The following is a 21,784-nucleotide window of genomic DNA, read 5'->3' as shown; positions in this document are numbered from 1 at the left end:
CCCGGAGCGGAGCGAAGCTCTAGAGAACCATCCACGACAACAGCAGAATGACGCCGACCGCCATCATCAGCAGGCCCGGCCAGTTCTGCGATAGACCGAGGAATCCGAGCCCACGCCGCCGTGGCTCAAGTGTCGGGCCCGTCGTTGCGAGATTCGGCGTGGGGGCATCCGGCGTCGCGGAAACGGGCGCTGGATCGCTAAGCCGCCCGCGCCTGAGTACGGCGCCGGCCATGTACACAACACCAGCGACAGTGAGCAAAGCACCGATGAGAATGACAGCCATTTTCGCCTCGCTTTCTTCAGGTCCTGCGCCTGATGCAAGTTGGCTGCGAATGCAAGTTGGCCGCGAAGGCGTCGGGCGAGGCCGCGCCTCGCCGTTCGGATCCCTATCGCCCGCTGAGGGACATAACGATCAGCACGGCCGACAGGTTCCGACGGTTCGGGTGTCATGCGGCAAGCGCAGAAAGCCAGGTGACCGCCGGTAGCGAATGGCGGCAGATCCTGTCAGCCAATATCCGAAGGCGGCACCTTCTCGCCCTCGATCTTGGCGCGCTTGGAATAGGCGCGCACGCTGAAGGGCAGGAAGATAAGATAGCCGGCGACCGAGGCGGTCAGCGTGTACCAGGGATAGGTCATCAGCAGCAGCACGTAGAGCACGACCGCGAGGATGATCGGCAGCACCTTGTCGCCCGGCACTTTCAGGCTTTTACCGGAATAGACCGGCAGCCGGCTGACCAGCAGGAAGGCGACCAGGATGGTGAAGCCGCTGGCGACGAAGGCGGCGGTACGGCTGGGCTCAACGCCAACGCGCAGGAACGACAGGTAAAGCGGCAGCATGACCAGCACGGCGCCGGCCGGCGCCGGCACGCCGACGAAATATTCGCTCTGCCAGATCGGGCGATCATGCTCCTCGTCGAGCACGTTGAAGCGCGCGAGCCGTAAGCCGCAGGCAATGGCGAACAACAGCACCGCGATCCAGCCCGGCGATCCCGCGCGGTCGAGCAGGAAGGCATAGAGCACCAAAGCGGGCGCGACACCGAAATTGACGATGTCGGCCAGCGAATCCATCTGCGCGCCGAATTTGGATGTCGCCTTCAGCATGCGCGCCAGGCGCCCGTCTATGCCATCGAGGAAGGCGGCGAGCAGCACCATCACCACTGCCGGCTCAAAGCGGCCTTCGAAGCCGAAGCGGATGCCGGACAGGCCGGCACAGATGGCAAGCACGGTGACCAGATTGGGCAGCACCATGCGCATCGGGATTTCGCGGATGCGCGGGCCGCCGCTGCCGTGAGCCTCGAATTTTTTGAACGGCGCGCCCACCGCTTACGAGATCCTGACGAGCGGGGTTGCGGCGATGCCGCCGAATTCCGCGAGCACGGTTTCGCCGCCGACCGCCGTCTGGCCGACGGCGACACGCGGCACGGCGGTCGAAGGCAGGAAGACGTCGACGCGCGAGCCGAAGCGGATCAGGCCGAACCGTTCGCCGATGGCGATCGAGCCGCCGCTCTCGGCCCAGCAGACAATGCGCCGCGCCACCAGGCCGGCGATCTGCATGGCGACCACGGTGCCGTTGGGGCTGTCGATGACCAGCCCGTTGCGCTCATTTTCCGAACTTGCCTTGTCGAGTTCGGCGTTGAGGAACTTGCCCGGCCGGTGCTCGATCTTGGTGATGCGGCCACGCACCGGGGCGCGATTCACGTGGCAGGAAAACACGTTCATGAACACCGAGATGCGGGTCATTTCGGTGTTGCCAAGGCCGAGCTCGCGCGGTGGCACCGCCGGCCCGACCGCCGAGATAATGCCGTCGGCGGGGCTGACCACCAACCGGTCGTCGACCGGTGTGACGCGCTCGGGATCGCGGAAGAAGTAGACGCACCATGCGGTCAGGATCAGGCCGACCCAGAACAGCACCGAGGAGAAATAGCCGAGGAACAGCGTGCCGGCGCCAAAGGCGGCGATGAACGGATAGCCCTCGCGATGGATCGGGACGAAAGCATTCTTGACCGAGTCGACTAGGCTCATTTGGTGGAGCTCATGGGCTGGGGCGGTCCCTGTTTCAGGTCCGGCCTCAATACCGGAAAGGCTCCGCCGTCGCAACGCAACATTGGCCAAGGCTGCATTGGCCACGGCCGGCAGCAACGGCGACGTGCTTGCCTGTCGGCGGCTTTGCCGCCAGAATTCAAGCCACCGCTGGCTCAGTGCGCGGCGAAAAGGCCGACTGCCAATGATGCCGAAATCACGGAAAGCGCACCACACTGCCGCGCGATCGGCAGCCATCGGTGCCGTTTTGACCACACTGCTGGCAGCCCATGCAGCGGCGCAAGGCAAGCCGTCCTTCGACTGCGCCAAGGCCGCCAGCGTGGCGGAAAAGGCCATTTGCGCCGACGCGGCTCTGGCGCAAGCCGATGCCGATGTGGCGAAGAATTATGCCGCGCTGCTGAAGATGCTCGATACTCCTGCCGGCAAGGCGCTGCGGGACGACCAGAGCGACTTCATCGTGTATCGCGACCAGATCGCCGGCTTCAACGAGAACACGCCCAAGCAGCAGCAGACTTTCGATCTCGGCGAATTCCTGCATGACCGCGCGACCTTCCTGGCCGGCATCCGCAAGCCGGCGGATGCAGGTTTGATCGGCACATGGAGCAGCGTGCGCGGCTCGGTCGAGATCAAGGCAGCGGGCGGAGACAAGGTCGAGATCTCGGAAGATGTCGTCTCCAATCCGGTCTCAGGAAGTGGGTCGTGCGAGATCGACGGCACAGTTGCCAACCGCAAGACGCTTCGGCTCAAAGACACCGACGACAACGACAAACCGACCGGGTTCGTCTTCACCTTTCGCCGCAACGGCGATGCGCTCGTCGTCGAGCAGAGCGGCACCGGCAAGGACGACAGATCCGAGCCGCCATCATGCGGCGCCAACGGTCATGCGGACGGCACATTCTTCCTGACGGAGAAGGAGTAGGCTCCGGTCGTTAGCCCGCCGCAGCTGAGCGATCAAAGTGCTCAACGAGTTCAGCCATAGCGGCCTCAGCGACGCTTTTATCGTCCTTGCCGCGCAAGAGCACACCGCCGTTCGGCGACGACTGGAAGAGGAAGACCTGGCCTGACGCCAGCACGACCCAATTCACGATTGCTCCTTCCTCCTTTTGCACCACCGAGTTCGCCGAAACGATAGCATCCGCCGGATCGAACCCTGCCTTGCGGAGCAGGAGGTCGACGGCAGCGGGAGCATGGTATTGTTCCGCCAACTCGATGACCGTGGTAATCTCGGGCTCCTCAGCACGGCCAAGCCTGGCGCCTACACTCGGAGCGTTGGCCCCTAGCGGGTTCTCGCCTGGCAGGCTGACAGGTGACTCTTCTGGAGCGATGTAGTCGTAGACTGTGACGTGTGTCTCTATCGCACTGCACAGTCGGGTTTTCTTGGCGCTGGTCTGAAGTTGAAAAACCATCTGTTTCTCCCCTTCTACATTCAGCATCCTTGCCATGCCGAACGCCATCTTGACTTCAGGCGGCGCGATTTTCGCGCAGGCAAGGCCGGCCCCGACATCGCGCCTGCTCAAGATCATCTGGCCTGCCAACTTGCCAACGGACTTATGAAGAAGCCTGCCTTCGCGTTGCGGATTGGCGATCATCAACCGCCGTATGGCATCCTCGTAGTCGTCATTATCGACAATTTGCAGATCAGGCCATGACGCAATCCAGCGCGCCAAAAGGTTCTCCATGGGCGCGGCCTCATCAGCATCGTAGAACGCATGATCAAGTGTATCGAGAAAATCATCTCGTCCATCCTCGAAGCCCGTCTGCTCGGAGGCCTCGTCGGGATGGTCTACAATCCAGCCGGACATCTTTTCCAGAGTTGCAAGTTGGCCCTTCGCGCCACAAGCAATGAGTCCGGCCCGTGCGTTGGCAATCATGGCACCGATTTCCTGCCCGGCATTGTGGATGAATTGACTATGGCCGCCGTTCTTTACCTCCGAAGAGTACGCGTCGGCATGAAGGACCTGCATCGCCTTGGGGTCGATTTCGGGATAACGATAAAGTCCCTTGGAAACCATCGCTGTGACGAACTGCATGACAGCGAAGACGAGAAAAAACGGCTCTTCACCGGCCTCCTCGACGTTCGAACGCGGCGCCACAACCCGCAAGGGCGGGTCGAACTTCAATTGTTTTTCAGAATTTGATGCCGGCTTCTCAGGCGTTCTTTTGGATTTGCGGGAAAAAAATCCGAACATCGAAATACTCTCCTGGCCGCAAATCTTGGGCGGACCGGCCTACTTCCAACGCAACAATATCAGCTGCCCTTGAGGATGAAAGGCGATCTGATCTGATCAGAGTGCCGGAGACATCCGCACGATGACCTGCTCAAATTGTCGACGACATGTCGGGTGGCCGTGCGTTCAGACGTCCTTGGCAGGAAAGCCCTTCGCAACAAGAGTGAATTGCGATGAGGCGACAAACCAAGGATTCAGCGATGCCATCCTCGAAATCAGCCGCCTTGAACGCCAAGGTCATTACACAAGGCCTCGCTTTTGGGGAATCGCCGCGTTGGCATCAGGGGCGCCTATGGCTCTGCAACTGGGGCACCGGCGAGATCGTCGCGGTGGATAGCAAAGGCAAGAGCGAGGTGATGCTCACCGTTCCGGCGATCCTGCCTTATTCCATCGACTGGCTGCCGGACGGGCGGCTGCTCGTTGTCTCGGGGCGCGACGGCCTCCTGTTACGGCAGGAAACGGACGGCACGCTTGCCACCCATGCCGATTTGAGAGAACTGTCGAACGGCCCGTGGAACGAGATCGTCGTCGACGGGCGCGGCAACATCTATGTCAATGGCGGCGGGCCGGCGCCGGCTGCGGGCGAGCATTTCGGGCCGGGCACCGTCGTGCTGATCACGCCTGACGGCAAGGTCCGGCAAGTGGCCGAGAACATCGCGTTCGCCAATGGCATGGCCGTGACGCCGGATAACAGCACGTTGATCCTCGCGGAATCGCATGCCAACCGGCTGACCGCTTTCGACATCGCTGTCGATGGCAGCCTTTCCAACCGCCGTGTCTGGGCCGATCTCGATGGCTTTCCCGACGGCATCTGCCTCGATGCCGAAGGTGCGGCCTGGTATGCGGATGTTCCCAACAAGCGTTGCGTGCGGGTGCGCGAAGGTGGCGAGGTCTTGCAGACCGTCAATGCCGACCGAGGCTGCTTTGCCTGCATGCTTGGCGGGCCGGACGGCACGTTACTGTTCATCGCCGCCGCCGAATGGCGCGGCTTCGAGAACATGATCAGCGAGGCCCGCACCGGCCAGGTGCTCAGCGTCGAAGCGCCAGCACCCGGCACGGGCTGGCCCTCTTACACTTCAGGCAAGCGCTGATAGTTGGCGATATCGGCCTTCACGCCAAGCCGGGCGATGGTCTCCTGGGGATTGAAGCCAGCCCGCTCATGCGCCGCCTTGACGATCGGCACGACATTGTCGACGGCCGCCTGGTTTTGCCATTCGACAATGGTGACGAGGTTGAACTCGCCAGGACCGGAGAACTGCTCGAGCACGAAATCCTGGACAAAGCCTTGCTGCAGGCGCAGCAATTCATGCGTTGCCCTGACCTTGCGCAGGATTTCCTCGCGCGCCTCGGCGGGCACGATGAATTTGTCGACCCTGAATACGGCTGCATCGGCAAACTGTTGATTTAGTTTATCCATTTCAAAATATCTCCGTTCTTGAACACATGGCTGTGCGGTGGCTCAAGAACGGTTTGCGAGCTCAACCTAAGTTGAGGTCAAGGGGAAAATCGAGGCGATGTTCGATCTCCCCCCTCGTGGGGGAGATTAGCGCTCCGCCGCCTAATTCACCTCCGACGTCCGCCGTCTCACAATCACCCCCAGCTCGTCGCTCTCCCTGGCAATACGCAGCCTCTCCTCGGCTTCCGTCGCTTCGCGCTGGCGGTCCCACATCGAGGCGTAGAGGCCGTGCTGGCGCAGAAGGTCGGCATGGGTGCCGCGTTCGGCGATCTGGCCGTCCTTGAGCACGATGATTTCGTCGGCGGTGATCACCGTCGACAGGCGGTGGGCGATGACGATGGTGGTGCGGCCCTTGCTGACCAGATCGAGCGCGGCCTGGATCTCCTGCTCGGTGTGGCTGTCCAGCGCCGAGGTCGCCTCGTCGAGCATCAGGATCGGCGGCGCCTTCAAAATCGTGCGGGCGATCGCCACCCGCTGTTTTTCGCCGCCCGACAGTTTTAGGCCGCGCTCGCCGACCATCGAGCGGTAGCCTTCCGGCAGGCGTTTGATGAACGGGCCGATCTGGGCCAACTCGGCTGCCTTCTCGACATCCGCTTCGCTGGCACTGATGCGGCCGTAGCGGATGTTGTAGGCGATGGTGTCGTTGAACAGCACCGTGTCCTGCGGCACCATGCCGATCGCACCGCGCAGGCTCTGCTGCGTCACATCGCGGACATCCTGGCCGTCAATCAGCACCTGGCCGCCCTGGACGTCATAGAAGCGGAACAAAAGCCTGGAGATCGTCGACTTGCCGGCGCCGGACGGGCCGACAATGGCCACCGTCTTGCCGGCCGGCACCTCGAAGGAGACGCCCTTCAGGATCTTGCGGTTGGCATCATAGGCAAAATGCACGTCGCGGAACTCGACCTTGCCGGCCGAGACCGCAAGCGGCCTGGCGTCGGGCTTGTCGGTGATCTCCTGCGGCACGTCGAGCAGGTCGAACATCTGCTCGATGTCGGTCAGGCCCTGGCGGATTTCGCGGTAGATGAAGCCGATGAAATTGAGCGGCACCGAAAGCTGCACCAGCATGGCGTTGATGAAGACGAAGTCGCCGACGCTCTGCGTGCCGGCCTGCACCTCCAGCGCCGACATGCACATGACGATGACGGTGCCGAGGCCGAAGATGATACCCTGGCCGAAGTTCAGCCAGCCGAGCGATGTCCAGATCCGCGTTGCCGCCATCTCATAGCGCGCCATCGAACGGTCGAAACGCTCGGCCTCCATGGCCTCGTTGTTGAAGTATTTGACGGTCTCGAAATTGAGCAGCGAGTCGATCGCCTTGGTGTTGGCGTCGGTGTCGCTGTCATTCATGTCGCGGCGGATCGAAATGCGCCAGTCGCTGGCGCGCACCGTGAACCAGACATAGAGCCAGACGGTGATCGCCACCACGACCACATATTTCCAGCCATAGGTGTAGGCGAAGATGCCGGTGGTCAGGGCGAATTCAAGGATGGTCGGCGCCGTGTTGAGCATGATGAAGCGCACGATCGTCTCGATGCCCTTGGTGCCGCGCTCGATGATGCGCGACAGGCCCCCGGTGCGGCGCTCGAGATGAAAGCGCAGCGACAGCTGATGCATGTGGACGAAGGTGCGGAAAGCGAGCTGACGCACCGCATACTGGCCGACGCGGGCAAACAGCGCGTCGCGCAGCTGGTTGAAACCGAGTTGCACCAGCCGCACGACATTGTAGGCGACGACCAGCATGACCGGCGCCAGCAGGAAGGACGGCAACGGCGGCGGCGATTTGGCGTCGCCGGCCAGTGCATCGGTCGCCCATTTGAAAAAATACGGGCCGGCAACCAGCGTCAGCTTGGCGACGACCAGAAGCAGCGTCGCCCAGGTGACGCGAGCTCTGAGATCGGCGCGATCGGCCGGCCACATATACGGCCACAGATTGCGCAAGGTGCCGAAGGTCGAGCTATCGGAAACGGTTTTTTCTGCCACTTTTCTTGCCTTTTGGGTGAGAGCGGATCAGCGGCCGGAGCAGCAGGAATTAACGAGCGCGGTCAGCGATGCGGAAACGTCTGCGAGCGCTGTGCGGTCGACCTCATAGCGCGAGCGCTGCCGGTCGGGCTGGAAGCGGACCAGGCCGGCCTCGACCAGGATCTTCAAATGCTGGGAAACGGTGGACTGCGCCAGATCGAGATGGTCGACAACCTCGCGGCAGCAGCAGGATTTGCTGGCCGACAAATGTTTCAGGATCTCGATGCGCGCCGGGTGTGAGAGTGCCGCGAAGCGAGCCGCGACAGCGCGGCTGGCGGGCGGTGCGCAGTTTGCGTGGTCTTGTTCGGAGAGGGAGTGTGTCATCGTTCATCGGCGATAGACGATGAACTGGGGTGGGGCAAGCTAATCCGATGGGTAGATGGCCGGCAGGCCAGAGGGGGCGTGAAGGATCACGACCTTTCTGATCGGCAAAACGGACTCCAGCTGATAGTGGGAGCACCAATGACAGGCCGGTGGGACAGCGCGCCCCTCTTCCCTGCCGGGCATTTCCCCCACACGGGGAGATTAGCTAATCACTTAACTACTGCGTCTTTCCCGGCGCTGTCGTCGCTTGCTCGCCCATTGCCTTGAGGTCGGCGGCTTCGCCTTCCTTGGACTTTTCCGGCACCTTGAACACCTGCCCCGGCCAGATGCGGTCGGGATCGCTGATCTGGTCCTGGTTGGCGAGATAGATGGTGGAGAAGCGCACGCCGTGACCGTAGACGCGCCGCGAAATCCGCCACAGCGTGTCGTTGCGGCGGATGATGACGGCGCCGTCGGCATGTTCGAGTTTCGGCGCCACCGTTTCCGGCACGTCGGGCGTTGCTGCCGCAACGACAGCCGGAGCCTCGGTAGCGGGCGCTGCCGGGGCCGCCGGTGCCTCGGCTACTGCGGGTGCGCTGGCAGCCGGAGCGGCAGGAGCCGGTGCGGGAGCGGCCGGCGCTTCGGCAGCAGCCGGTGCGGCCGGCTTTGCCTCGGCTGGCTTGGTCCCGGCGGGTGCCACCGCGGCGACCGTGTCGCCAGGCTCACGCTCGAACGGCACGGCGGCGCGGGCAACCACCTTCACGCCGTCGGCATCGAGACCGTCGACATGGATGGTGTAGCTGCCAACCGGAATGTCGCGCGTCGCCTCGACCAGGAAATGGCCGTCCGACGACGTCACCGCGTCGCCGAGCAGGATATCGTTGGCATAGGCGCGCACCTTGCGGCCAGCATCGGCGAGACCGGCAACGAAGATCTTGTTGCCGTCGATCTCGACCGCCTCGACGACGATCTTCGGTTCGGCCACCGCCGCAGCCGGCGGTGTCGCCGGTGCGGGAGCTGCGGCGGCATCCACCGCGGCCGGGGCGGCAGGTGCGGTCGCGGCAGGCGCCTCGGCAGCGGGAGCAGCGGCTTGATCGCCGGCAGCCGGTGCCGCAGGCTTGGTCTCAGGCGCCGGAACGGTCAACAGCTCGGCCGGCTTGCCCGGCTCCTCGACCATCGCCAGCACCTGGCCGGCGGCGTCCTTGGGAACCGAAACGACGGCGGTCTGCACCGAAGGCGTAACGACATCGCCTGTCGTTGAGCGCAGCGCGATCGTATAGTCGCCGGGCTTGAGCGGATCGTCGAGGACGATGACGAAAGCGCCATCCGGGCCGGCGACGGTCGAGCCGAGCACTGTCGAGCCGTTGAGGATCTCGACCTTGGAATTGGGCGCGGCATTGCCGGCAACGACGATCGAGCCGTTGCTTTCGACGCGCACGACATCGAAGCTCGGCACAACCGGGCCGGCCAGAGCCGGTGCAGTAGCGGGCGCAGCAACTTCTGTGGCTGGAGCCGTTGCGTCGGCAGGGGCCGGCGTAGCCTTGGCATCGGTGGGCGCGGCAGGCGCCGGCGGCAGCCTTCCCTCGGTCCCTGAATCGGCCGGCTTGTCAGCCGGCGGCGTCAGCGACGCAATCTCCGCCGGCGGCGTGGGATTGAGATACGAGTCGAGTGCGCCCGATACATAGGCGGTTCCCACGACCGCGACGGTCCCACCCGCCGCGAACAGAAACGCCTTCAATGGATTAATAGCCATATTCCCCTGCCCCTTAGCCACCTAACGCCGGTCTAGCGTGTTTTGCCGGAACCGACAAGAAAAAGCCCGGGCTTGTCAGCCTCTGGGGCTTGACCCCGCATTCAGACCCAATCACCAATCACGCATGAACACGATTCGATCCGTCTGCGTCTACTGCGGCTCGTCTCCGGGCCGCGATGAAATCTACGCCAAGGCCGGACACCTGCTTGGCCGCTCGCTCGCCAAGTCCGGCCTGCGATTGGTCTATGGCGGCGGAACCAAAGGCATTATGGGCGCCGTCGCCGAAGGCGCGCTCAAGGCCGGCGGCAAGGTAACGGGCATCATTCCGCGCTTCCTCATCAACAAGGAGGCGACCGAAACCGCGCTTGACCGGCTCGACGAGTTGTTGATCACCGACAACATGCACGAGCGCAAGCACAAGATGTTCGAAAAATCCGACGCCTTTGTGGCGCTGCCGGGCGGCATCGGCACGGTAGAGGAGATCGTCGAGGTCATGACCTGGGGTCAGCTCGGCCATCACCGCAAGCCGATCGTCTTTGCCAACGTCAAAGGGTTCTGGAATCCGATGCTGGCGCTGCTCGACCACATGTCGAGCGAAGGCTTCATCCACACCGCGCAACGGGTCAAGCCGCTGGTGGTCGAAGACCCCGAAGCCATCGTCGCCGCCATCATGGTGGCGGGCTCGTCGGTCGATGCGCCGACGGAAGGCGTGCAGTCGGTGATCGACAAGATGTAGGGGAGCAAGGGAATAGGGGGGTAGGGGAGTATGTTTAGAAGATCCCCTACTCCCCTACTGCCTCCCTCAAATCCACAATCACCGCCCGCTTGTCCTGACGTCGCCATGCCAGATGGATCGAGACGGTCCGCTCGAACCAGGGCAGGTCACGGAACGATATCCCCGAAGGTGCAGCGCTCTGGAGACTTGCCTGAACCGTCGCCAGGCCGAGCCCGGCGCTGACCAGGCCGAGCGAGGTCAGGGGATCAGCGGTCTCATAGGCAATGTCGGGCACGAAGCCGGCCTTGGCGCAGGCAGCCAGGAACTGAGCCCGGTTGGTGTCGTCGGGCTGGCGCACCACCGTGATCCAGACGCGGCCATCGAGATGGTCGGGCCGGATGTCGACGATAGCGGCGAGCGGATCATTTTGCGGCATCGCCAGCACCAGCGGTTCGCGCTTGACCAGCATGGCGGCAAGATCGGGATCGTCGGCAGCGGGCGGGCCGTAGACGAAGCCGAGGTCGAGCGAACGCTGGCGTAGCCCCTCGAGTTGGACCGCGGAACGCTGGTTCTTCAACTGCAGATGAAAATCCGGCCGGTCGCGGCGGAACTGCCGCAGCATCCGGCTGACAACGCCGGCATGCACGGCGCCCTCGACATAACCGATGGCGAGCCGCCCGAAAGCGCCGCTGGCAAGGTTGCGGCCAAGCTCCTCCAGACGCCGTGCATTGGCAAGCAGCGCCTGCGCCTCGGCAAGAAAGGCCGTGCCTTCGGCATTGAGGTGAACGCGCTGCTTGGCCCGCTCGAACAGGGTGATGCCAAGCTGCGCCTCGAGCTGCATGATCTGGCGGCTCAGCGGCGACTGCGAGATGTGCAGGAGTTCCGCGGCACGGCCGATAGTGCCGGCTTCGGCCACGGCGACAAAATAGCGGAGCTGGCGCAGGTCAAACATTTTTTCTCCGAAGCATGAAGTCCTTTAGGGTCTCAACTTTAGCCTAATCAGTCTTGGACTGTCTGACCAGCGGCAGCGATAGTTTGGGCATCGAAACCACAGGAGACAGAAATGCAGTTCTTTGCCCTTCTCACCCGCAACACCGAAAAGTTCAGCGACGCCGATTTCGCGCCGCTGCTGCCCGGCGAGGCCGAACAGCGCCGCACGCTCTATGCCGAGGGCGCTGTGCGGCAGGTGTGGAACCGCGGCGACACTCCGGGCAGCGGCATGATGTTCGAAGCCGGCAGCGACGCCGACGTGCGCGGCCACCTCGCCACCTTGCCACTGGTCAAGGCCGGGATGATGGACATCGCCGCAGTGGTGCCGCTTGCGCCCTACCCCGGGTTTGGGCCCAAGCGCTGAGAGATCCCAGACAAGTGCGGCCGGCGGCAATCGACGCCGCTGGCTGTCTGGCGACGGATCCACGCAGGCTTTGTGACGCCGGGAGCATGCCGCAAGCTGATCGACAGACTGTGATCGGCTGTCAAGAAACTGTCACACAGAACCCGGCTCGCCCGTGTTAGGAAAAGCGGGCGGGCATCCGCGCGCGGCGTGGTCGAAATCAATACTTGGCGAGGCGAGCCGTGAACATCGCTCTCAACGCGGAAGGCACTCCCCTGTCGCCTTACCTGCCCGACGAGCACGGGCTGTTCTTCATCTACCATTTCACTGCTGATGGCCTGCGCACCAAGGACGCGGCCGAGGCTATCTGGACGTGGCGCAGCTATCAGCTCACCGACATGCGCGCCCGCCGCGAGATTGCCGCCGAGGCGGCGCTGCCCGCGCCGGTGCGCGAAGCCTTCCTCGGTGCCAGCCAGGGCTGCCACATCGACGTCGAGGACGACTGGCTCTATGGCGACCTGCCGGATTTGCGCCACGACTATTCGGCGGAAGCGCGCGGGCTCGGCCATTTCCGTTTCGCCCTCAACGACAAGATGCTGATCGGCGCCCGCAAGCAGCCACTGGAATCGGTCGACATCGTCCGCAAGGCGGTGGAGAGCGGCTCGCGCAAATTCCGCTCGCCGTCCGATTTGATCGAGGCGGTCATGGGCCAGTCGCTCGATGGCATGGCAGCCGAGCTCCATGGCCTTGGCGATACGCTGGACGGCATCGAGGATCGTATCGTGCGCGATGCCTGGCACAGCGAGCGGCAGTCGCTGGTCGAGGCGCGCCGTCAGCTGGTGGTCATCCATCGGCAGATGGCGACGCTCACAAACCTGTTCCGCCATCTCGACCATTCGCATCGCAATGAGCTGCCCGACCCGATCAACGACATGGCGACAAGGCTCTCGCACCGGGCGCACACGCTCTATCACGACGGCGAGCAGCTGCAGGCGCGCACAAGGCTGCTGCAGGACGAACTGATGGCCAAGCTGACGATGCAATCGAACCAGCTGCTCTATGTGCTGTCGGTGATGACGGCGGTGCTGTTGCCGATGACCATCATTTCGGGCCTCTTCGGCATGAATGTCGGCGGCCTGCCGCTGGTCAACACGCCGATGGGGTTCTGGGTGGTGTCGGCGGTTTCGATCGTGATCGCGGCAGCGACCTATCTGTTCGTCAGGCGGCTCGGGCGGATGTAGCGCCGACTGGCTTTTGTTTGACGCAGTTCCCAAGGGAAAGCGCTGCGCGCTTTTCCCGGGAAAACCGCTACACACTTTTCCTGGAATTGCTCATCACGCCGTGGCGCGAAGATCCTCGGTGACGGTGCCGGCGGCAGCGACTTCCGCTTCATGATCCGGTTCCCGCCAGGTCTCTGCGAGGCCCGCCGCATACCATTCCTCCATCGCCGGCAGGCCTAGCAATTGCGCGGGATAGGCGGCGGCCGCACCCTCGAGAGAGAGCCCATAGGACTGGACGCGGAACGCCACCGGGGCAAAGAGGGCGTCGACGGCGGTGAAATGGCCGCCGGCAAGAAACGGTCCGCCAAAACGGGCGAGGCCATCGTTCCATAGATCGCCGAGGCGGAAGAGATCCTGCTTCAGCGCGTCAGACATAGCAAACGGCTTTACACGCAAGCCGCAGTTCATCGGACATGCGCCGCGCAAGGCGGTGAAGCCCGAATGCATTTCGGCGGCGGCCGAACGTGCCCAGGCGCGTGCTTTGGCCTCGACCGGCCACACACCGTGGTGACGCTCGGCGAGATATTCGGCGATGGCAAGCGAATCCCACACAGCCCAGCCATCATCGACCAGGCAAGGCACGCGGCCACTGGGTGAAAACGACCGGTAGAGATCAAAGCTGGGCCCGGTCGGGAACGGCGTCAGCCGCTCCTCGAACGGGATGTCGAGGGTCCGCATCAGCACCCATGGCCGCAGCGACCACGACGAGTAGTTCTTGTTGGCAATGTGCAGCACATACATCGTAGGAGATCCTATTTCGGGGCCAGCGCCACGGGGCGGATTTCACGGCCACGAAACATCGACCAGGAATACATCGCCAACGCCGCCCAGATCAGCGCAAAGGCAATCGCCTGCGTGGTGCCGAACGGCTCGTCGAAAATCAGCACGGCGATGAGGAACACCATGGTTGGCGCGATGTACTGCATGATGCCGATGGTGGAGAGGCGCAGAAGCTTGGCACCGAAGGCGAACAGAAGCAGCGGCACGGCTGTGACCGGTCCGCAGCCGATGAGCAATGCCGTGTCGGTGCCGTTGCTGGAGATGAAATGATCTTGGCCGTTGGCGATCAGGAAGACGATGTAGCCGAGCGCCGGCACCGACAGCAAAAGGATTTCGAGCAGAAAGCCCTGGCTCGGACCGATCGGCAGCGTCTTGCGGAAGAAGCCGTAGGCGGCGAAGGAAAACGCCAGCGCCAAGGACACCCAGGGCAATTTGCCGGCATCGACGGTCAGCACCGCGACCGCGATCGCCGCCAGCGCCACCGCCGCGATCTGCAGCCGGTCGAGCTTCTCGCCAAGCAGAGCCGCGCCGACGACGATGCTGACCAGCGGATTGATGTAGTAGCCGAGTGCGGTTTCGACGGTGCGGTCGACCGAGATCGCCCAGACATAGATGCCCCAGTTGACCGAAATCAGCGTCGCCGTCAGCGCCGCCATGGCGATGGTGCGCGGCGAGCGGATCGCCGCCTTGAAGTCGGCAGTACGGCCGGCCCAGACCAGCACCGCAGCGGCAATCGGAACCGACCAGACGATCCGGTGGGCGATCACCTCGATCAGCGGCAGATGTGCGACCGCCTTCATGTAGAAAGGCAACAGCCCCCACAAGAGATAGGCGCCCAGCGCCAGGAGGAAGCCGCGGCGGCCTTTGGCATCGGCATCGGGGGCAAGTACGTTGGTGGCCATGGCGCAACGCTATGGATCAACGGCTTGGCCAAAACCATCACAAATTGCTGATGGATCAATGGACTTTTGCTGATGGTTCAAGGGTTAAGACAGACAGCCACGGTGGTCGCGATCCTTCACACCCCCCTCTGTCCTGCCGGACATCTCCCCCGCAAGGGGGGAGATCAGATGTCCTTTCGGCCTTCGCCAATCCTCAATGTTGAAGAAGACGCAATGAAAGCGAAGGTGCCAATCTCCCTCCTTGCGGGGGAGATGGCCGGCAGGCCAGAGGGGGGTGCTGTCCCTCGGCCTGCGGCTATTTGCAAACCTACTCCGCAGCCACCAGCCCCGCCATCTCGCGGTTCTTCATCAGCTTGTAGACGATCGAATCCATCAGCGCCTGGAAGGAGGCGTCGATGATGTTTTCCGACACGCCGACCGTCCACCAGCGGGCGCCGGTGCCGTCATGCGATTCGATCAGCACCCTGGTGATCGCTTCGGTGCCGCCATTGAGGATACGCACCTTGAAGTCGGCAAGCTCCATGTCGGCGATCTCGCCCTGGAACTTGCCGAGATCCTTGCGCAGCGCAATGTCGAGCGCATTGACCGGGCCATGGCCTTCGGCGACCGACATCTTCTCCTCGCCGTCGACCTCGACCTTGACGATCGCTTCGGAGACTGTCTTCAGCTGGCCGTTGGCGTCGAAGCGGCGCTCGACCATGCAGCGGAACGAGGTGACGTTGAAGAACTCCGGCAGGCCGTGCAGCATCTTGCGCGCCAGGAGCTCGAAGGAGGCATCAGCACCCTCATAGGCATAACCCTCGGCCTCACGTTCCTTGACCACCGAGATCAGCGCATCGAGCCGATGATCGTCCTTCGGCACATCGATGCCGCGCCGCTTCAATTCGGCGAGGAAATTGGCCTTGCCGCCCTGGTCCGAAACCATGACGCGGCGGCGGTTGCCGACGGCTTGCGGCTCGACATGCTCATAGGTTGCCGGCTCCTTGGCCAGCGCGGAGGCGTGGATACCGGCCTTGGTGGCGAAGGCCGAGGCGCCGACATAGGGCGCCTGCGCTTCCGGGGCGCGGTTGAGCAATTCGTCGAAGGCGCGAGACAGCCGGGAAATGCCGGTCAGCGCGTCGGCCGAAATGCCCGTCTCGAAGCGGTCAGCGAATGCCGGCTTCAGTGCCAGCGTCGGCACGATCGAGACGAGATTGGCGTTGCCGCAGCGTTCGCCGATGCCGTTCAGCGTGCCCTGGATCTGGCGCGCGCCGGCCTCGACGGCGGCCAGCGAATTCGCCACCGCCTGGCCGGTGTCGTCATGGGCGTGGATGCCGAGATGATCGCCAGGAATGCCGGCGGCGATCACCTTGTCGACAATGGCGCGCACTTCCGAGGGCTGTGTGCCGCCATTGGTGTCGCACAGCACCACCCAGCCCGCACCGGCATCATAGGCGGTCCTGGCGCAGGCCAGCGCATAATCCGGATTGGCCTTGAAGCCGTCGAAGAAATGCTCGCAATCGACCATCGCTTCCTTGCCGGCAGCGATCGCTGCTTCCACGGAAGCTTTGATCGACTCGAGATTCTCCTCATTGGTGCAGCCGAGTGCGACGCGGACATGATAGTCCCAACTCTTGGCGACAAAGCAGATGGCGTCTGACTTCGACTGCACCAGCGCCGCAAGGCCCGGATCGTTGGACGCCGACACCCCTGCCCGCTTGGTCATGCCGAAGGCGACGAATTTTGCCTTCGCCGTCCGCTTCTGCTGGAAGAAGGCGGTGTCGGTCGGATTGGCGCCGGGATAGCCGCCCTCGACATAGTCGAGGCCGAACGCGTCGAGCAGTTTTGCAATCGCGATCTTGTCCTCGACGGAAAAGTCGATGCCCGGCGTCTGCTGGCCGTCGCGCAGTGTTGTGTCGAAGAGGTAGAGGCGCTCGCGAGCCATCGTCATTTCCCCGCAAACCTATCCGTCGCCCGGATCAGCTGGTCCAATATTCCCGGCTCGGAATAAGCGTGCCCTGCTCCTTCGATCAGGTGAAAATCCGCCTTCGGCCAGGCCTTGTGCAGCGCCCAGGCGTAATGCGCCGGGCATGGCATGTCATAGCGGCCGTGGACGATGGTTCCGGGAATGTCCTTCAGCTTCCAAGCATCGCGCAGCAGCTGTCCCTCCTCCAGCCAGCCGGCATGGACGAAATAATGGTTCTCGATGCGGGCAAAGGCGATGGCGAAATCGTCCTCGCCGAACTTGCCGCTGGTTTCGGGCTCCGGCAGCAGCGTGATGGTCTCGCCTTCCCACAGGCTCCAGGCAAGAGCTGCTTCGAGCTGAGCCTTGCGGTCGGTCCCCACCAGGCGCTTGCGGTAGGCGGCCATCATGTCGCCGCGCTCGGCTTCAGGGATCGGCTTCTGAAAGCGCTCCCATTTGTCGGGGAACATTTCGGAGACGCCGAACTGATAATACCATTCAAGCTCGGCGCGGGTCAGCGTGTAGATGCCGCGCACGACAAGTTCCGAGACGCGATCGGGATGCGTCTCGGCATAGGCGAGCGCCAGCGTCGAGCCCCAGGAGCCGCCGAACACCAGCCATTTGTCGAAGCCGCACATTTCGCGCAGGCGCTCAATGTCGGCGACGAGGTGCCAGGTGGTGTTGGCGTCGAGCGAGGCGTTGGGGGTCGATTTCCCGCAACCGCGCTGGTCGAACAGAATGACATCATAAAGCTTCGGGTCGAACAACTGCCGATGTTTTGGCGAGATGCCGCCGCCGGGACCGCCATGCAGGAACACCGCCGGCTTGGCGCCTTTGGTGCCGGAACGCTCCCAATAGATCTCGTGGCCGTCGCCGACATCGAGCATGCCGGACTCGAAAGCCTCGATCTCAGGATAAAGAGTACGAAATTCACTGCTCATTTCATTGCTCATATCTGCAGGCCGTGCGCCGGCCAGTCCGTGGTTTCGTGGTCGGGATGCTGAAAGGAGATGATCTGCTCCTGGCGGGTATAGAAATCCGGATCCTGATGCACGGGCTGGTCGAAGATCGTCTCCACCCAGGGCAGCCGGGCGGCGTAGTTGACCTGGATCTGCGGCGCGAGATCGGAGCGGTCGTCGAAAGCGCCGATGGCGATCTCCAGCGCGCCGGGCTGACGATAGGTCAGCGGCGTGCCGCAACGGGCGCAGAAGCCGCGATCGATGTTGACCGACGACTGGAAATAGGTCGGTTCCTCGCGCACCCATTCGACTCCATCCTTGGGCACGGTGACCAGCGCACCGAAGAACGACCCGAACTGTTTCTGGCACATGCGGCAATGGCAGATGGAGGGACGGCCGAGCTTGCCCTTTATGCGAAAGCGCACGGCGCCGCACTGGCAGCCGCCGGTTCTGATATCATCGGTCATGATTTTTCCTCCGGCGGCCATTGTTCGGTATCGTGGTCGGGATGCTGGTGGGAGACGAGTTCAGCCAGGTATGGTGCCGACGAGATGTCGGCCATCGTGTCCTCGCCGGGCAATTGCGGGATGGTATCGACATAAGGCAGTTTTGCCTCCGTGCCCCACTGGATCAGCGGCACGATGTCAGCCGGATTGTCGAACGCCCCAATGGCGAGGCCCACGCCGTCGGGCGCGGTGAAGGTCAGCGGCGTCCCGCAATTGGCGCAAAACCCACGATCGACATGGCTGGACGAGGCGAAATATTTTGGTTCGCCGCGCGTCCAGTCGAGTTTGGCGCCGCGCACCGAAACCAGCGGCGCGTAGAAGGACCCGAACGCCTTCTGGCACATGCGGCAATGGCAGATCGAGGCGTCACCCAATGTACCTTCGACGCGGAAGCGCACCGCGCCGCACTGGCAGCCGCCGGTATAGACTGGCCGGTTGTCGAGGCTCATCGCGTCTCACTCCAATTCATGGTCACTGGGATTCATGGTCACTCCGGCGCATGGCAAACGGCCTCGACATTGTTGCCGTCGGGATCGAAGACGAAGGCGCCGTAGTAGTTAGGGTGATAGTGCGGCCGCAGCCCCGGGCCGCCATTGTCCTTACCGCCGGCGGCAAGCGCAGCGGCATGAAAGGCATCGACCTCGGCCCGGCTGCGCGCGGTGAAGGCGACGTGCTGACGGGTCCTGGGCTTGTCGTCGCTGGCCTGCACCCAGAACACCGGCCGGTCGCGGCCATAACCGCCGACCTTGGCGCCGCCGGTATATTCCAGCGGCACCATGTAGATCAGCGAAGCGCCAAGCGGCGCCATCGCCTGGTCGTAAAAGGCCTTCGAAGCGTCGAAATCGGCGACGTTGATGCCGAGATGGTCGATCATAAAACAAACTCCTCCCTTGCTGGTGCCGGCATTTCAGCGCCGGCCAGGCCAGCCTCGATCACGATGTGCTTGCAGACATTGTCGATATCGCGGATGACGTCGTCATTCCAGAAGCGCAGGACGGTCCAGCGACTGGCCCTCAAATAGGCGCTGCGTGTCTCGTCGCGTTCCGCGTGCCCGGTGTCGGCATGCTGGCTGCCATCAACCTCGACGATCAGGTGGTGGGCTGAACAGGCAAAATCGACAATGTAAGGTCCGATTGGCACCTGCCGGCGAAAGCTCATCCCCATCAGCCGATGAGCGCGCGATTCATTCCAGAGTTTAAGTTCGGCATCGGTCATAACCCGACGCATGGACTTGGCATTCTTGCGCTGGCGGGAGGGAACGACGTCGTGACCCATGTTCAGGCCACTCCACGCTGGCGATTAGCGAAAATCGAGGCGAAGGCTGATCTCCCCCCTTGCGGGAGAGATGTCCGGCAGGACAGAGGGGGGTGCTGTCCCGCAAGCATAGCAACTGGGGAGTGCTGCCTTCTCAGGAGATGGCTGGCGTGCACGTAGCGGAACTCAAAAGTCGGCGTTCCTTCACACCCCCCTCTGTCCTGCCGGACATCTCCCCCGCAAGGGGGGAGATCGGCCGTCGCCATCGACATCGCCAAGCTTGCAACGGCGTTTGCCACCCTCACCGCTTTACCTCCCACGTCGTCACGCGCTCTCCGGTCGCCGGGTCCTTGCCGTCCTTCAACTGCACGCCTTGCGCCAGAAGCTCGTCGCGGATGCGGTCGGCTTCGGGCCAGTTTTTCGCGGCGATGAGAGCAAGGCGATTGGCGATGGCTTTGGCGACGTTGTCCTCATCGACCTTTGCCGACGCCACATCGAAGCCGAGGAACAGCAGCGAGGCCTTTAGCGATGCGGCCGCTTCGTTGCCATCCGCGACCTCGCCAGCAAGCTGCGTCAGCTGCTGGAAGGCGGCGTAGGTGGCGAGATCGTCGGACAATGCCGCCACGATTTCCACCGGCACCTGCCCGGCGGCCGGCGCCAAATCGGCGACGCGCTTCCATTTGCGCAGCGTGTTCTCAGCCTCTTCCAGCTTGCGCACCGAAAAGTCGATCGGCTCGCGGTAATGCGTCATCAGCATGGCCAGCCGCAGCACTTCGCCCGGCCATTTACGGCCGCCGAAGGTGTCGGTCTCCAGGAGCTCGGCGATGGCGTAGAAATTGCCGAGGCTCTTCGACATCTTCTGGCCTTCGACTTGCAGGAAGCCGTTGTGCATCCAAACATTGGCCATGACATCGGTGCCGTGAGCGCAGCGCGACTGGGCGATCTCGTTCTCATGGTGCGGGAAGATCAAATCGAGGCCGCCGCCATGGATGTCGAAGACATCGCCGAGATAGGCGGCGGACATGGCCGAGCATTCGATGTGCCAGCCGGGACGGCCCCTGCCCCATGGGCTGTCCCAGCCGGGCTCCTCCGGCGAGGACAATTTCCACAGCACGAAATCGCCGGGGTTCTTCTTGTGCGCATCGACGGCGACGCGGGCGCCGGCCTGCTGCTCGTCGAGATTACGCTTCGACAACTCGCCATAGTCCGGCATCGAGGCGGTGTCGAACAGCACCTCGCCGGCCGCGACATAGGCATGGCCGCGTTCGATCAACCGCTCGATGAGGGTGATCATGTCGGCCTTGCCGTCGGCGCGCCGCGCCACGAACTCGGTGGCGCGCGGCTCGACCGTCGGCTGGAGGCAGCCGAGGGCGGCGACATCCTTGTGATACTGATCGGCTGTCTTTTCGGTCACCCGCCGGATCGCCTCGTTGAGCGACAGTTTTCCGGACGCGATCTCCGCCCCGAAATCGCGCAGCGCGCGGGCGTTAATCTTGTCGTCGACATCTGTGATGTTGCGCACATACGTGACATGCGCCTGGCCATAGACATGACGCAGCAAACGGAACAGCACGTCGAAAACGATCGCCGGCCGCGCATTGCCGATATGGGCAAAGTCATAGACCGTCGGGCCGCAGACATACATGCGCACGTTCAGCGGATCGATCGGGACGAACACGTCCTTCTCCCGCGTTAGCGTGTTGTAGAGGCTGAGACCCTTCGATGCGTTGGACATGCGTGCCCTTCCGGTCCGTTAAGTTTCTGGTAGGAGCCTTGCTTGCGCCGAGGCGCAAATCGGGCTCCAGCCTGCTGGCCGGGGCGTTTGTCCAATCTGGGGAAAGATGAGGCGAAAACGTCCGGACCAGCGCGAGGCTAGCCAATAATGCAAATGCCACAAATGGCGAAAAACGTTTTCATGGGCGGCTTTATCGCCTTGGCCGGTGTTGCCGTCAAGTCGCAACTTCCGGCAAAAGCGTCGCTGGATCACAGGTCATGAGCCAGTGAAACATTTTATTAAACATGTCGGCACAGTCATGAAACATTCGCCGGCTAGTTCACCACAGGTCACGATTCGGTCAGATTCGGCCGGCAAACGCAGACACGGAAATGTTACCAGGGAAGAGACTGATGTCACGAACCAAACAGGAATCGAGCCGCGCCAAGCAACCGGCGCTTGCCAACCACTACCGCGCAATCGGGCCGGCCGCGATCGTCGCTGCCCTTCTGCACACAGCGAAGAAGAAGAAGCCGGCGCCGAAAATCACCTCGCCCCGCGCTGCCTGAACTCTTTCGTTTTTACGCAATTCCGGAC

Annotated in this window: 24 protein-coding genes; 6 read left to right on the top strand and 18 right to left on the bottom strand. The window is 63.1% G+C overall.

Going from position 1 to position 21,784, the window contains the following annotated elements:
* Window positions 1–19: 19 nt before the first annotated feature.
* The 3 genes from ACWGTO_RS22950 to ACWGTO_RS22940 form a co-directional block, all read right to left on the bottom strand.
* Window positions 20–283, bottom strand: coding sequence for a hypothetical protein (locus tag ACWGTO_RS22950; RefSeq protein WP_454577082.1), 264 nt, complete (start codon window positions 281–283; stop codon window positions 20–22).
* A 221-nt stretch (window positions 284–504) separates the two neighbouring features.
* Window positions 505–1,320 carry a CDP-diacylglycerol--serine O-phosphatidyltransferase gene (gene pssA, locus ACWGTO_RS22945; RefSeq protein WP_454577081.1) on the bottom strand — a complete coding sequence of 272 codons (816 nt, stop codon included), beginning with the start codon at window positions 1,318–1,320 and terminating at the stop codon, window positions 505–507.
* Between the two features lie 3 nt (window positions 1,321–1,323).
* The gene (locus ACWGTO_RS22940) at window positions 1,324–2,277 is read right to left on the bottom strand and encodes a phosphatidylserine decarboxylase (protein ID WP_454577080.1); all 954 of its coding nucleotides are present in this window, start codon (window positions 2,275–2,277) and stop codon (window positions 1,324–1,326) included.
* Window positions 2,278–2,287: 10 nt separating this feature from the next.
* Between ACWGTO_RS22940 and ACWGTO_RS22935 the strand changes: the two genes are divergently transcribed.
* On the top strand, window positions 2,288–2,959 hold the full coding sequence (locus ACWGTO_RS22935; protein ID WP_454577079.1) for a lysozyme inhibitor LprI family protein: 672 nt from the start codon (window positions 2,288–2,290) through the stop codon (window positions 2,957–2,959).
* Between the two features lie 10 nt (window positions 2,960–2,969).
* Here ACWGTO_RS22935 and ACWGTO_RS22930 read toward each other — a convergent pair whose 3' ends face one another.
* Complete coding sequence (locus ACWGTO_RS22930) at window positions 2,970–4,229, bottom strand: DMP19 family protein (RefSeq protein ID WP_454577078.1); 1,260 nt, start codon at window positions 4,227–4,229, stop codon at window positions 2,970–2,972.
* Window positions 4,230–4,468: 239 nt separating this feature from the next.
* On the opposite strand from ACWGTO_RS22930, the gene ACWGTO_RS22925 reads away from it, so the two are divergent.
* Window positions 4,469–5,359, top strand: coding sequence for an SMP-30/gluconolactonase/LRE family protein (locus ACWGTO_RS22925; protein WP_454577077.1), 891 nt, complete (start codon window positions 4,469–4,471; stop codon window positions 5,357–5,359).
* Here the strand turns inward: ACWGTO_RS22925 and ACWGTO_RS22920 are convergent.
* The 4 genes from ACWGTO_RS22920 to ACWGTO_RS22905 form a co-directional block, all read right to left on the bottom strand.
* Complete coding sequence (locus ACWGTO_RS22920; RefSeq protein ID WP_454577076.1) at window positions 5,338–5,685, bottom strand: antibiotic biosynthesis monooxygenase; 348 nt, start codon at window positions 5,683–5,685, stop codon at window positions 5,338–5,340. The genes ACWGTO_RS22925 and ACWGTO_RS22920 overlap by 22 nt on opposite strands.
* A 141-nt stretch (window positions 5,686–5,826) precedes the next feature.
* Entirely contained in the window at window positions 5,827–7,707 is a 1,881-nt protein-coding gene (locus ACWGTO_RS22915) for an ABCB family ABC transporter ATP-binding protein/permease (RefSeq protein WP_454577075.1), read from the bottom strand.
* 27 nt (window positions 7,708–7,734) lie between these two features.
* Entirely contained in the window at window positions 7,735–8,070 is a 336-nt protein-coding gene (locus ACWGTO_RS22910) for an ArsR/SmtB family transcription factor (protein ID WP_454577074.1), read from the bottom strand.
* A 217-nt stretch (window positions 8,071–8,287) separates the two neighbouring features.
* Window positions 8,288–9,802 (bottom strand): LysM peptidoglycan-binding domain-containing protein, encoded by a 1,515-nt coding sequence (locus ACWGTO_RS22905; RefSeq protein ID WP_454577073.1) that lies wholly within the window; start codon window positions 9,800–9,802, stop codon window positions 8,288–8,290.
* Between the two features lie 124 nt (window positions 9,803–9,926).
* Here ACWGTO_RS22905 and ACWGTO_RS22900 point away from each other — a divergent pair, with 124 nt between their 5' ends.
* Window positions 9,927–10,538 (top strand): LOG family protein, encoded by a 612-nt coding sequence (locus ACWGTO_RS22900; protein ID WP_181059005.1) that lies wholly within the window; start codon window positions 9,927–9,929, stop codon window positions 10,536–10,538.
* Window positions 10,539–10,584: 46 nt separating this feature from the next.
* Here the strand turns inward: ACWGTO_RS22900 and ACWGTO_RS22895 are convergent, their stop codons facing one another.
* Window positions 10,585–11,469 (bottom strand): LysR substrate-binding domain-containing protein, encoded by an 885-nt coding sequence (locus tag ACWGTO_RS22895; RefSeq protein ID WP_454577072.1) that lies wholly within the window; start codon window positions 11,467–11,469, stop codon window positions 10,585–10,587.
* A 111-nt stretch (window positions 11,470–11,580) separates the two neighbouring features.
* Between ACWGTO_RS22895 and ACWGTO_RS22890 the strand changes: the two genes are divergently transcribed.
* Together ACWGTO_RS22890 and ACWGTO_RS22885 are read left to right on the top strand one after the other, a co-directional pair.
* Window positions 11,581–11,871: a muconolactone Delta-isomerase family protein gene (locus ACWGTO_RS22890; protein ID WP_454577071.1), complete on the top strand. Its 291-nt coding sequence runs from the start codon at window positions 11,581–11,583 to the stop codon at window positions 11,869–11,871.
* Between the two features lie 221 nt (window positions 11,872–12,092).
* Window positions 12,093–13,091: a transporter gene (locus tag ACWGTO_RS22885; RefSeq protein WP_454577070.1), complete on the top strand. Its 999-nt coding sequence runs from the start codon at window positions 12,093–12,095 to the stop codon at window positions 13,089–13,091.
* A gap of 93 nt (window positions 13,092–13,184) precedes the next feature.
* On the opposite strand, the gene ACWGTO_RS22880 is transcribed toward ACWGTO_RS22885, so the two are convergent.
* The 9 genes from ACWGTO_RS22880 to cysS all read right to left on the bottom strand — a co-directional run bounded on the left by ACWGTO_RS22880 (window position 13,185) and on the right by cysS (window position 21,208).
* Complete coding sequence (locus ACWGTO_RS22880) at window positions 13,185–13,871, bottom strand: glutathione S-transferase family protein (protein WP_454577069.1); 687 nt, start codon at window positions 13,869–13,871, stop codon at window positions 13,185–13,187.
* Between the two features lie 11 nt (window positions 13,872–13,882).
* Window positions 13,883–14,812: an EamA family transporter RarD gene (gene rarD / locus ACWGTO_RS22875; RefSeq protein WP_454577068.1), complete on the bottom strand. Its 930-nt coding sequence runs from the start codon at window positions 14,810–14,812 to the stop codon at window positions 13,883–13,885.
* 307 nt (window positions 14,813–15,119) lie between these two features.
* Window positions 15,120–16,742 (bottom strand): citramalate synthase, encoded by a 1,623-nt coding sequence (gene cimA / locus ACWGTO_RS22870; RefSeq protein WP_454577067.1) that lies wholly within the window; start codon window positions 16,740–16,742, stop codon window positions 15,120–15,122.
* Entirely contained in the window at window positions 16,739–17,695 is a 957-nt protein-coding gene (gene pip / locus ACWGTO_RS22865; RefSeq protein ID WP_454577066.1) for a prolyl aminopeptidase, read from the bottom strand. The genes cimA and pip overlap by 4 nt, the downstream gene beginning before the upstream one ends.
* Before the next feature lie 8 nt (window positions 17,696–17,703).
* Entirely contained in the window at window positions 17,704–18,180 is a 477-nt protein-coding gene (locus tag ACWGTO_RS22860) for a GFA family protein (RefSeq protein WP_454577065.1), read from the bottom strand.
* Entirely contained in the window at window positions 18,177–18,668 is a 492-nt protein-coding gene (locus ACWGTO_RS22855; RefSeq protein ID WP_454577064.1) for a GFA family protein, read from the bottom strand. Before ACWGTO_RS22855 ends, ACWGTO_RS22860 begins: the two co-directional genes overlap by 4 nt.
* Window positions 18,669–18,706: 38 nt before the next feature.
* Window positions 18,707–19,093: a VOC family protein gene (locus ACWGTO_RS22850; protein WP_454577063.1), complete on the bottom strand. Its 387-nt coding sequence runs from the start codon at window positions 19,091–19,093 to the stop codon at window positions 18,707–18,709.
* Window positions 19,090–19,494: an endonuclease domain-containing protein gene (locus tag ACWGTO_RS22845; RefSeq protein ID WP_454577062.1), complete on the bottom strand. Its 405-nt coding sequence runs from the start codon at window positions 19,492–19,494 to the stop codon at window positions 19,090–19,092. The genes ACWGTO_RS22850 and ACWGTO_RS22845 overlap by 4 nt, the downstream gene beginning before the upstream one ends.
* 280 nt (window positions 19,495–19,774) lie before the next feature.
* Entirely contained in the window at window positions 19,775–21,208 is a 1,434-nt protein-coding gene (cysS, locus tag ACWGTO_RS22840; protein WP_454577061.1) for a cysteine--tRNA ligase, read from the bottom strand.
* 392 nt (window positions 21,209–21,600) lie between these two features.
* On the opposite strand from cysS, the gene ACWGTO_RS22835 reads away from it, so the two are divergent.
* Window positions 21,601–21,756, top strand: a complete 156-nt coding sequence (locus tag ACWGTO_RS22835) for a hypothetical protein (protein ID WP_112560752.1) — start codon at window positions 21,601–21,603, stop codon at window positions 21,754–21,756.
* The last annotated feature ends 28 nt before the right edge of the window (window positions 21,757–21,784 follow it).

It is taken from the genome of Mesorhizobium sp. PL10 (assembly GCF_053714315.1).
Note: the sequence above shows the minus strand (reverse complement) of the source record. Positions and strands in the feature narration are given on the sequence as shown.

Excerpts from the sequence above, each read along its gene's own strand:
- ACWGTO_RS22925 (WP_454577077.1), top strand. The coding sequence starts at position 4,469 with ATGCCATCCTCGAAATCAGCCGCCTTGAACGCCAAGGTCATTACACAA.
- rarD (WP_454577068.1), bottom strand. The coding sequence starts at position 14,812 with ATGGCCACCAACGTACTTGCCCCCGATGCCGATGCCAAAGGCCGCCGC.
- ACWGTO_RS22920 (WP_454577076.1), bottom strand. The coding sequence starts at position 5,685 with ATGGATAAACTAAATCAACAGTTTGCCGATGCAGCCGTATTCAGGGTC.
- ACWGTO_RS22950 (WP_454577082.1), bottom strand. The coding sequence starts at position 283 with ATGGCTGTCATTCTCATCGGTGCTTTGCTCACTGTCGCTGGTGTTGTG.
- ACWGTO_RS22930 (WP_454577078.1), bottom strand. The coding sequence starts at position 4,229 with ATGTTCGGATTTTTTTCCCGCAAATCCAAAAGAACGCCTGAGAAGCCG.
- ACWGTO_RS22860 (WP_454577065.1), bottom strand. The coding sequence starts at position 18,180 with ATGACCGATGATATCAGAACCGGCGGCTGCCAGTGCGGCGCCGTGCGC.
- pip (WP_454577066.1), bottom strand. The coding sequence starts at position 17,695 with ATGAGCAGTGAATTTCGTACTCTTTATCCTGAGATCGAGGCTTTCGAG.
- cimA (WP_454577067.1), bottom strand. The coding sequence starts at position 16,742 with ATGACGATGGCTCGCGAGCGCCTCTACCTCTTCGACACAACACTGCGC.
- ACWGTO_RS22890 (WP_454577071.1), top strand. The coding sequence starts at position 11,581 with ATGCAGTTCTTTGCCCTTCTCACCCGCAACACCGAAAAGTTCAGCGAC.
- ACWGTO_RS22835 (WP_112560752.1), top strand. The coding sequence starts at position 21,601 with ATGTCACGAACCAAACAGGAATCGAGCCGCGCCAAGCAACCGGCGCTT.
- ACWGTO_RS22880 (WP_454577069.1), bottom strand. The coding sequence starts at position 13,871 with ATGTATGTGCTGCACATTGCCAACAAGAACTACTCGTCGTGGTCGCTG.
- ACWGTO_RS22845 (WP_454577062.1), bottom strand. The coding sequence starts at position 19,494 with ATGGGTCACGACGTCGTTCCCTCCCGCCAGCGCAAGAATGCCAAGTCC.
- ACWGTO_RS22905 (WP_454577073.1), bottom strand. The coding sequence starts at position 9,802 with ATGGCTATTAATCCATTGAAGGCGTTTCTGTTCGCGGCGGGTGGGACC.
- ACWGTO_RS22855 (WP_454577064.1), bottom strand. The coding sequence starts at position 18,668 with ATGAGCCTCGACAACCGGCCAGTCTATACCGGCGGCTGCCAGTGCGGC.
- ACWGTO_RS22900 (WP_181059005.1), top strand. The coding sequence starts at position 9,927 with ATGAACACGATTCGATCCGTCTGCGTCTACTGCGGCTCGTCTCCGGGC.
- ACWGTO_RS22940 (WP_454577080.1), bottom strand. The coding sequence starts at position 2,277 with ATGGCTGCCGATCGCGCGGCAGTGTGGTGCGCTTTCCGTGATTTCGGC.
- ACWGTO_RS22910 (WP_454577074.1), bottom strand. The coding sequence starts at position 8,070 with ATGACACACTCCCTCTCCGAACAAGACCACGCAAACTGCGCACCGCCC.
- ACWGTO_RS22850 (WP_454577063.1), bottom strand. The coding sequence starts at position 19,093 with ATGATCGACCATCTCGGCATCAACGTCGCCGATTTCGACGCTTCGAAG.
- cysS (WP_454577061.1), bottom strand. The coding sequence starts at position 21,208 with ATGTCCAACGCATCGAAGGGTCTCAGCCTCTACAACACGCTAACGCGG.
- ACWGTO_RS22895 (WP_454577072.1), bottom strand. The coding sequence starts at position 11,469 with ATGTTTGACCTGCGCCAGCTCCGCTATTTTGTCGCCGTGGCCGAAGCC.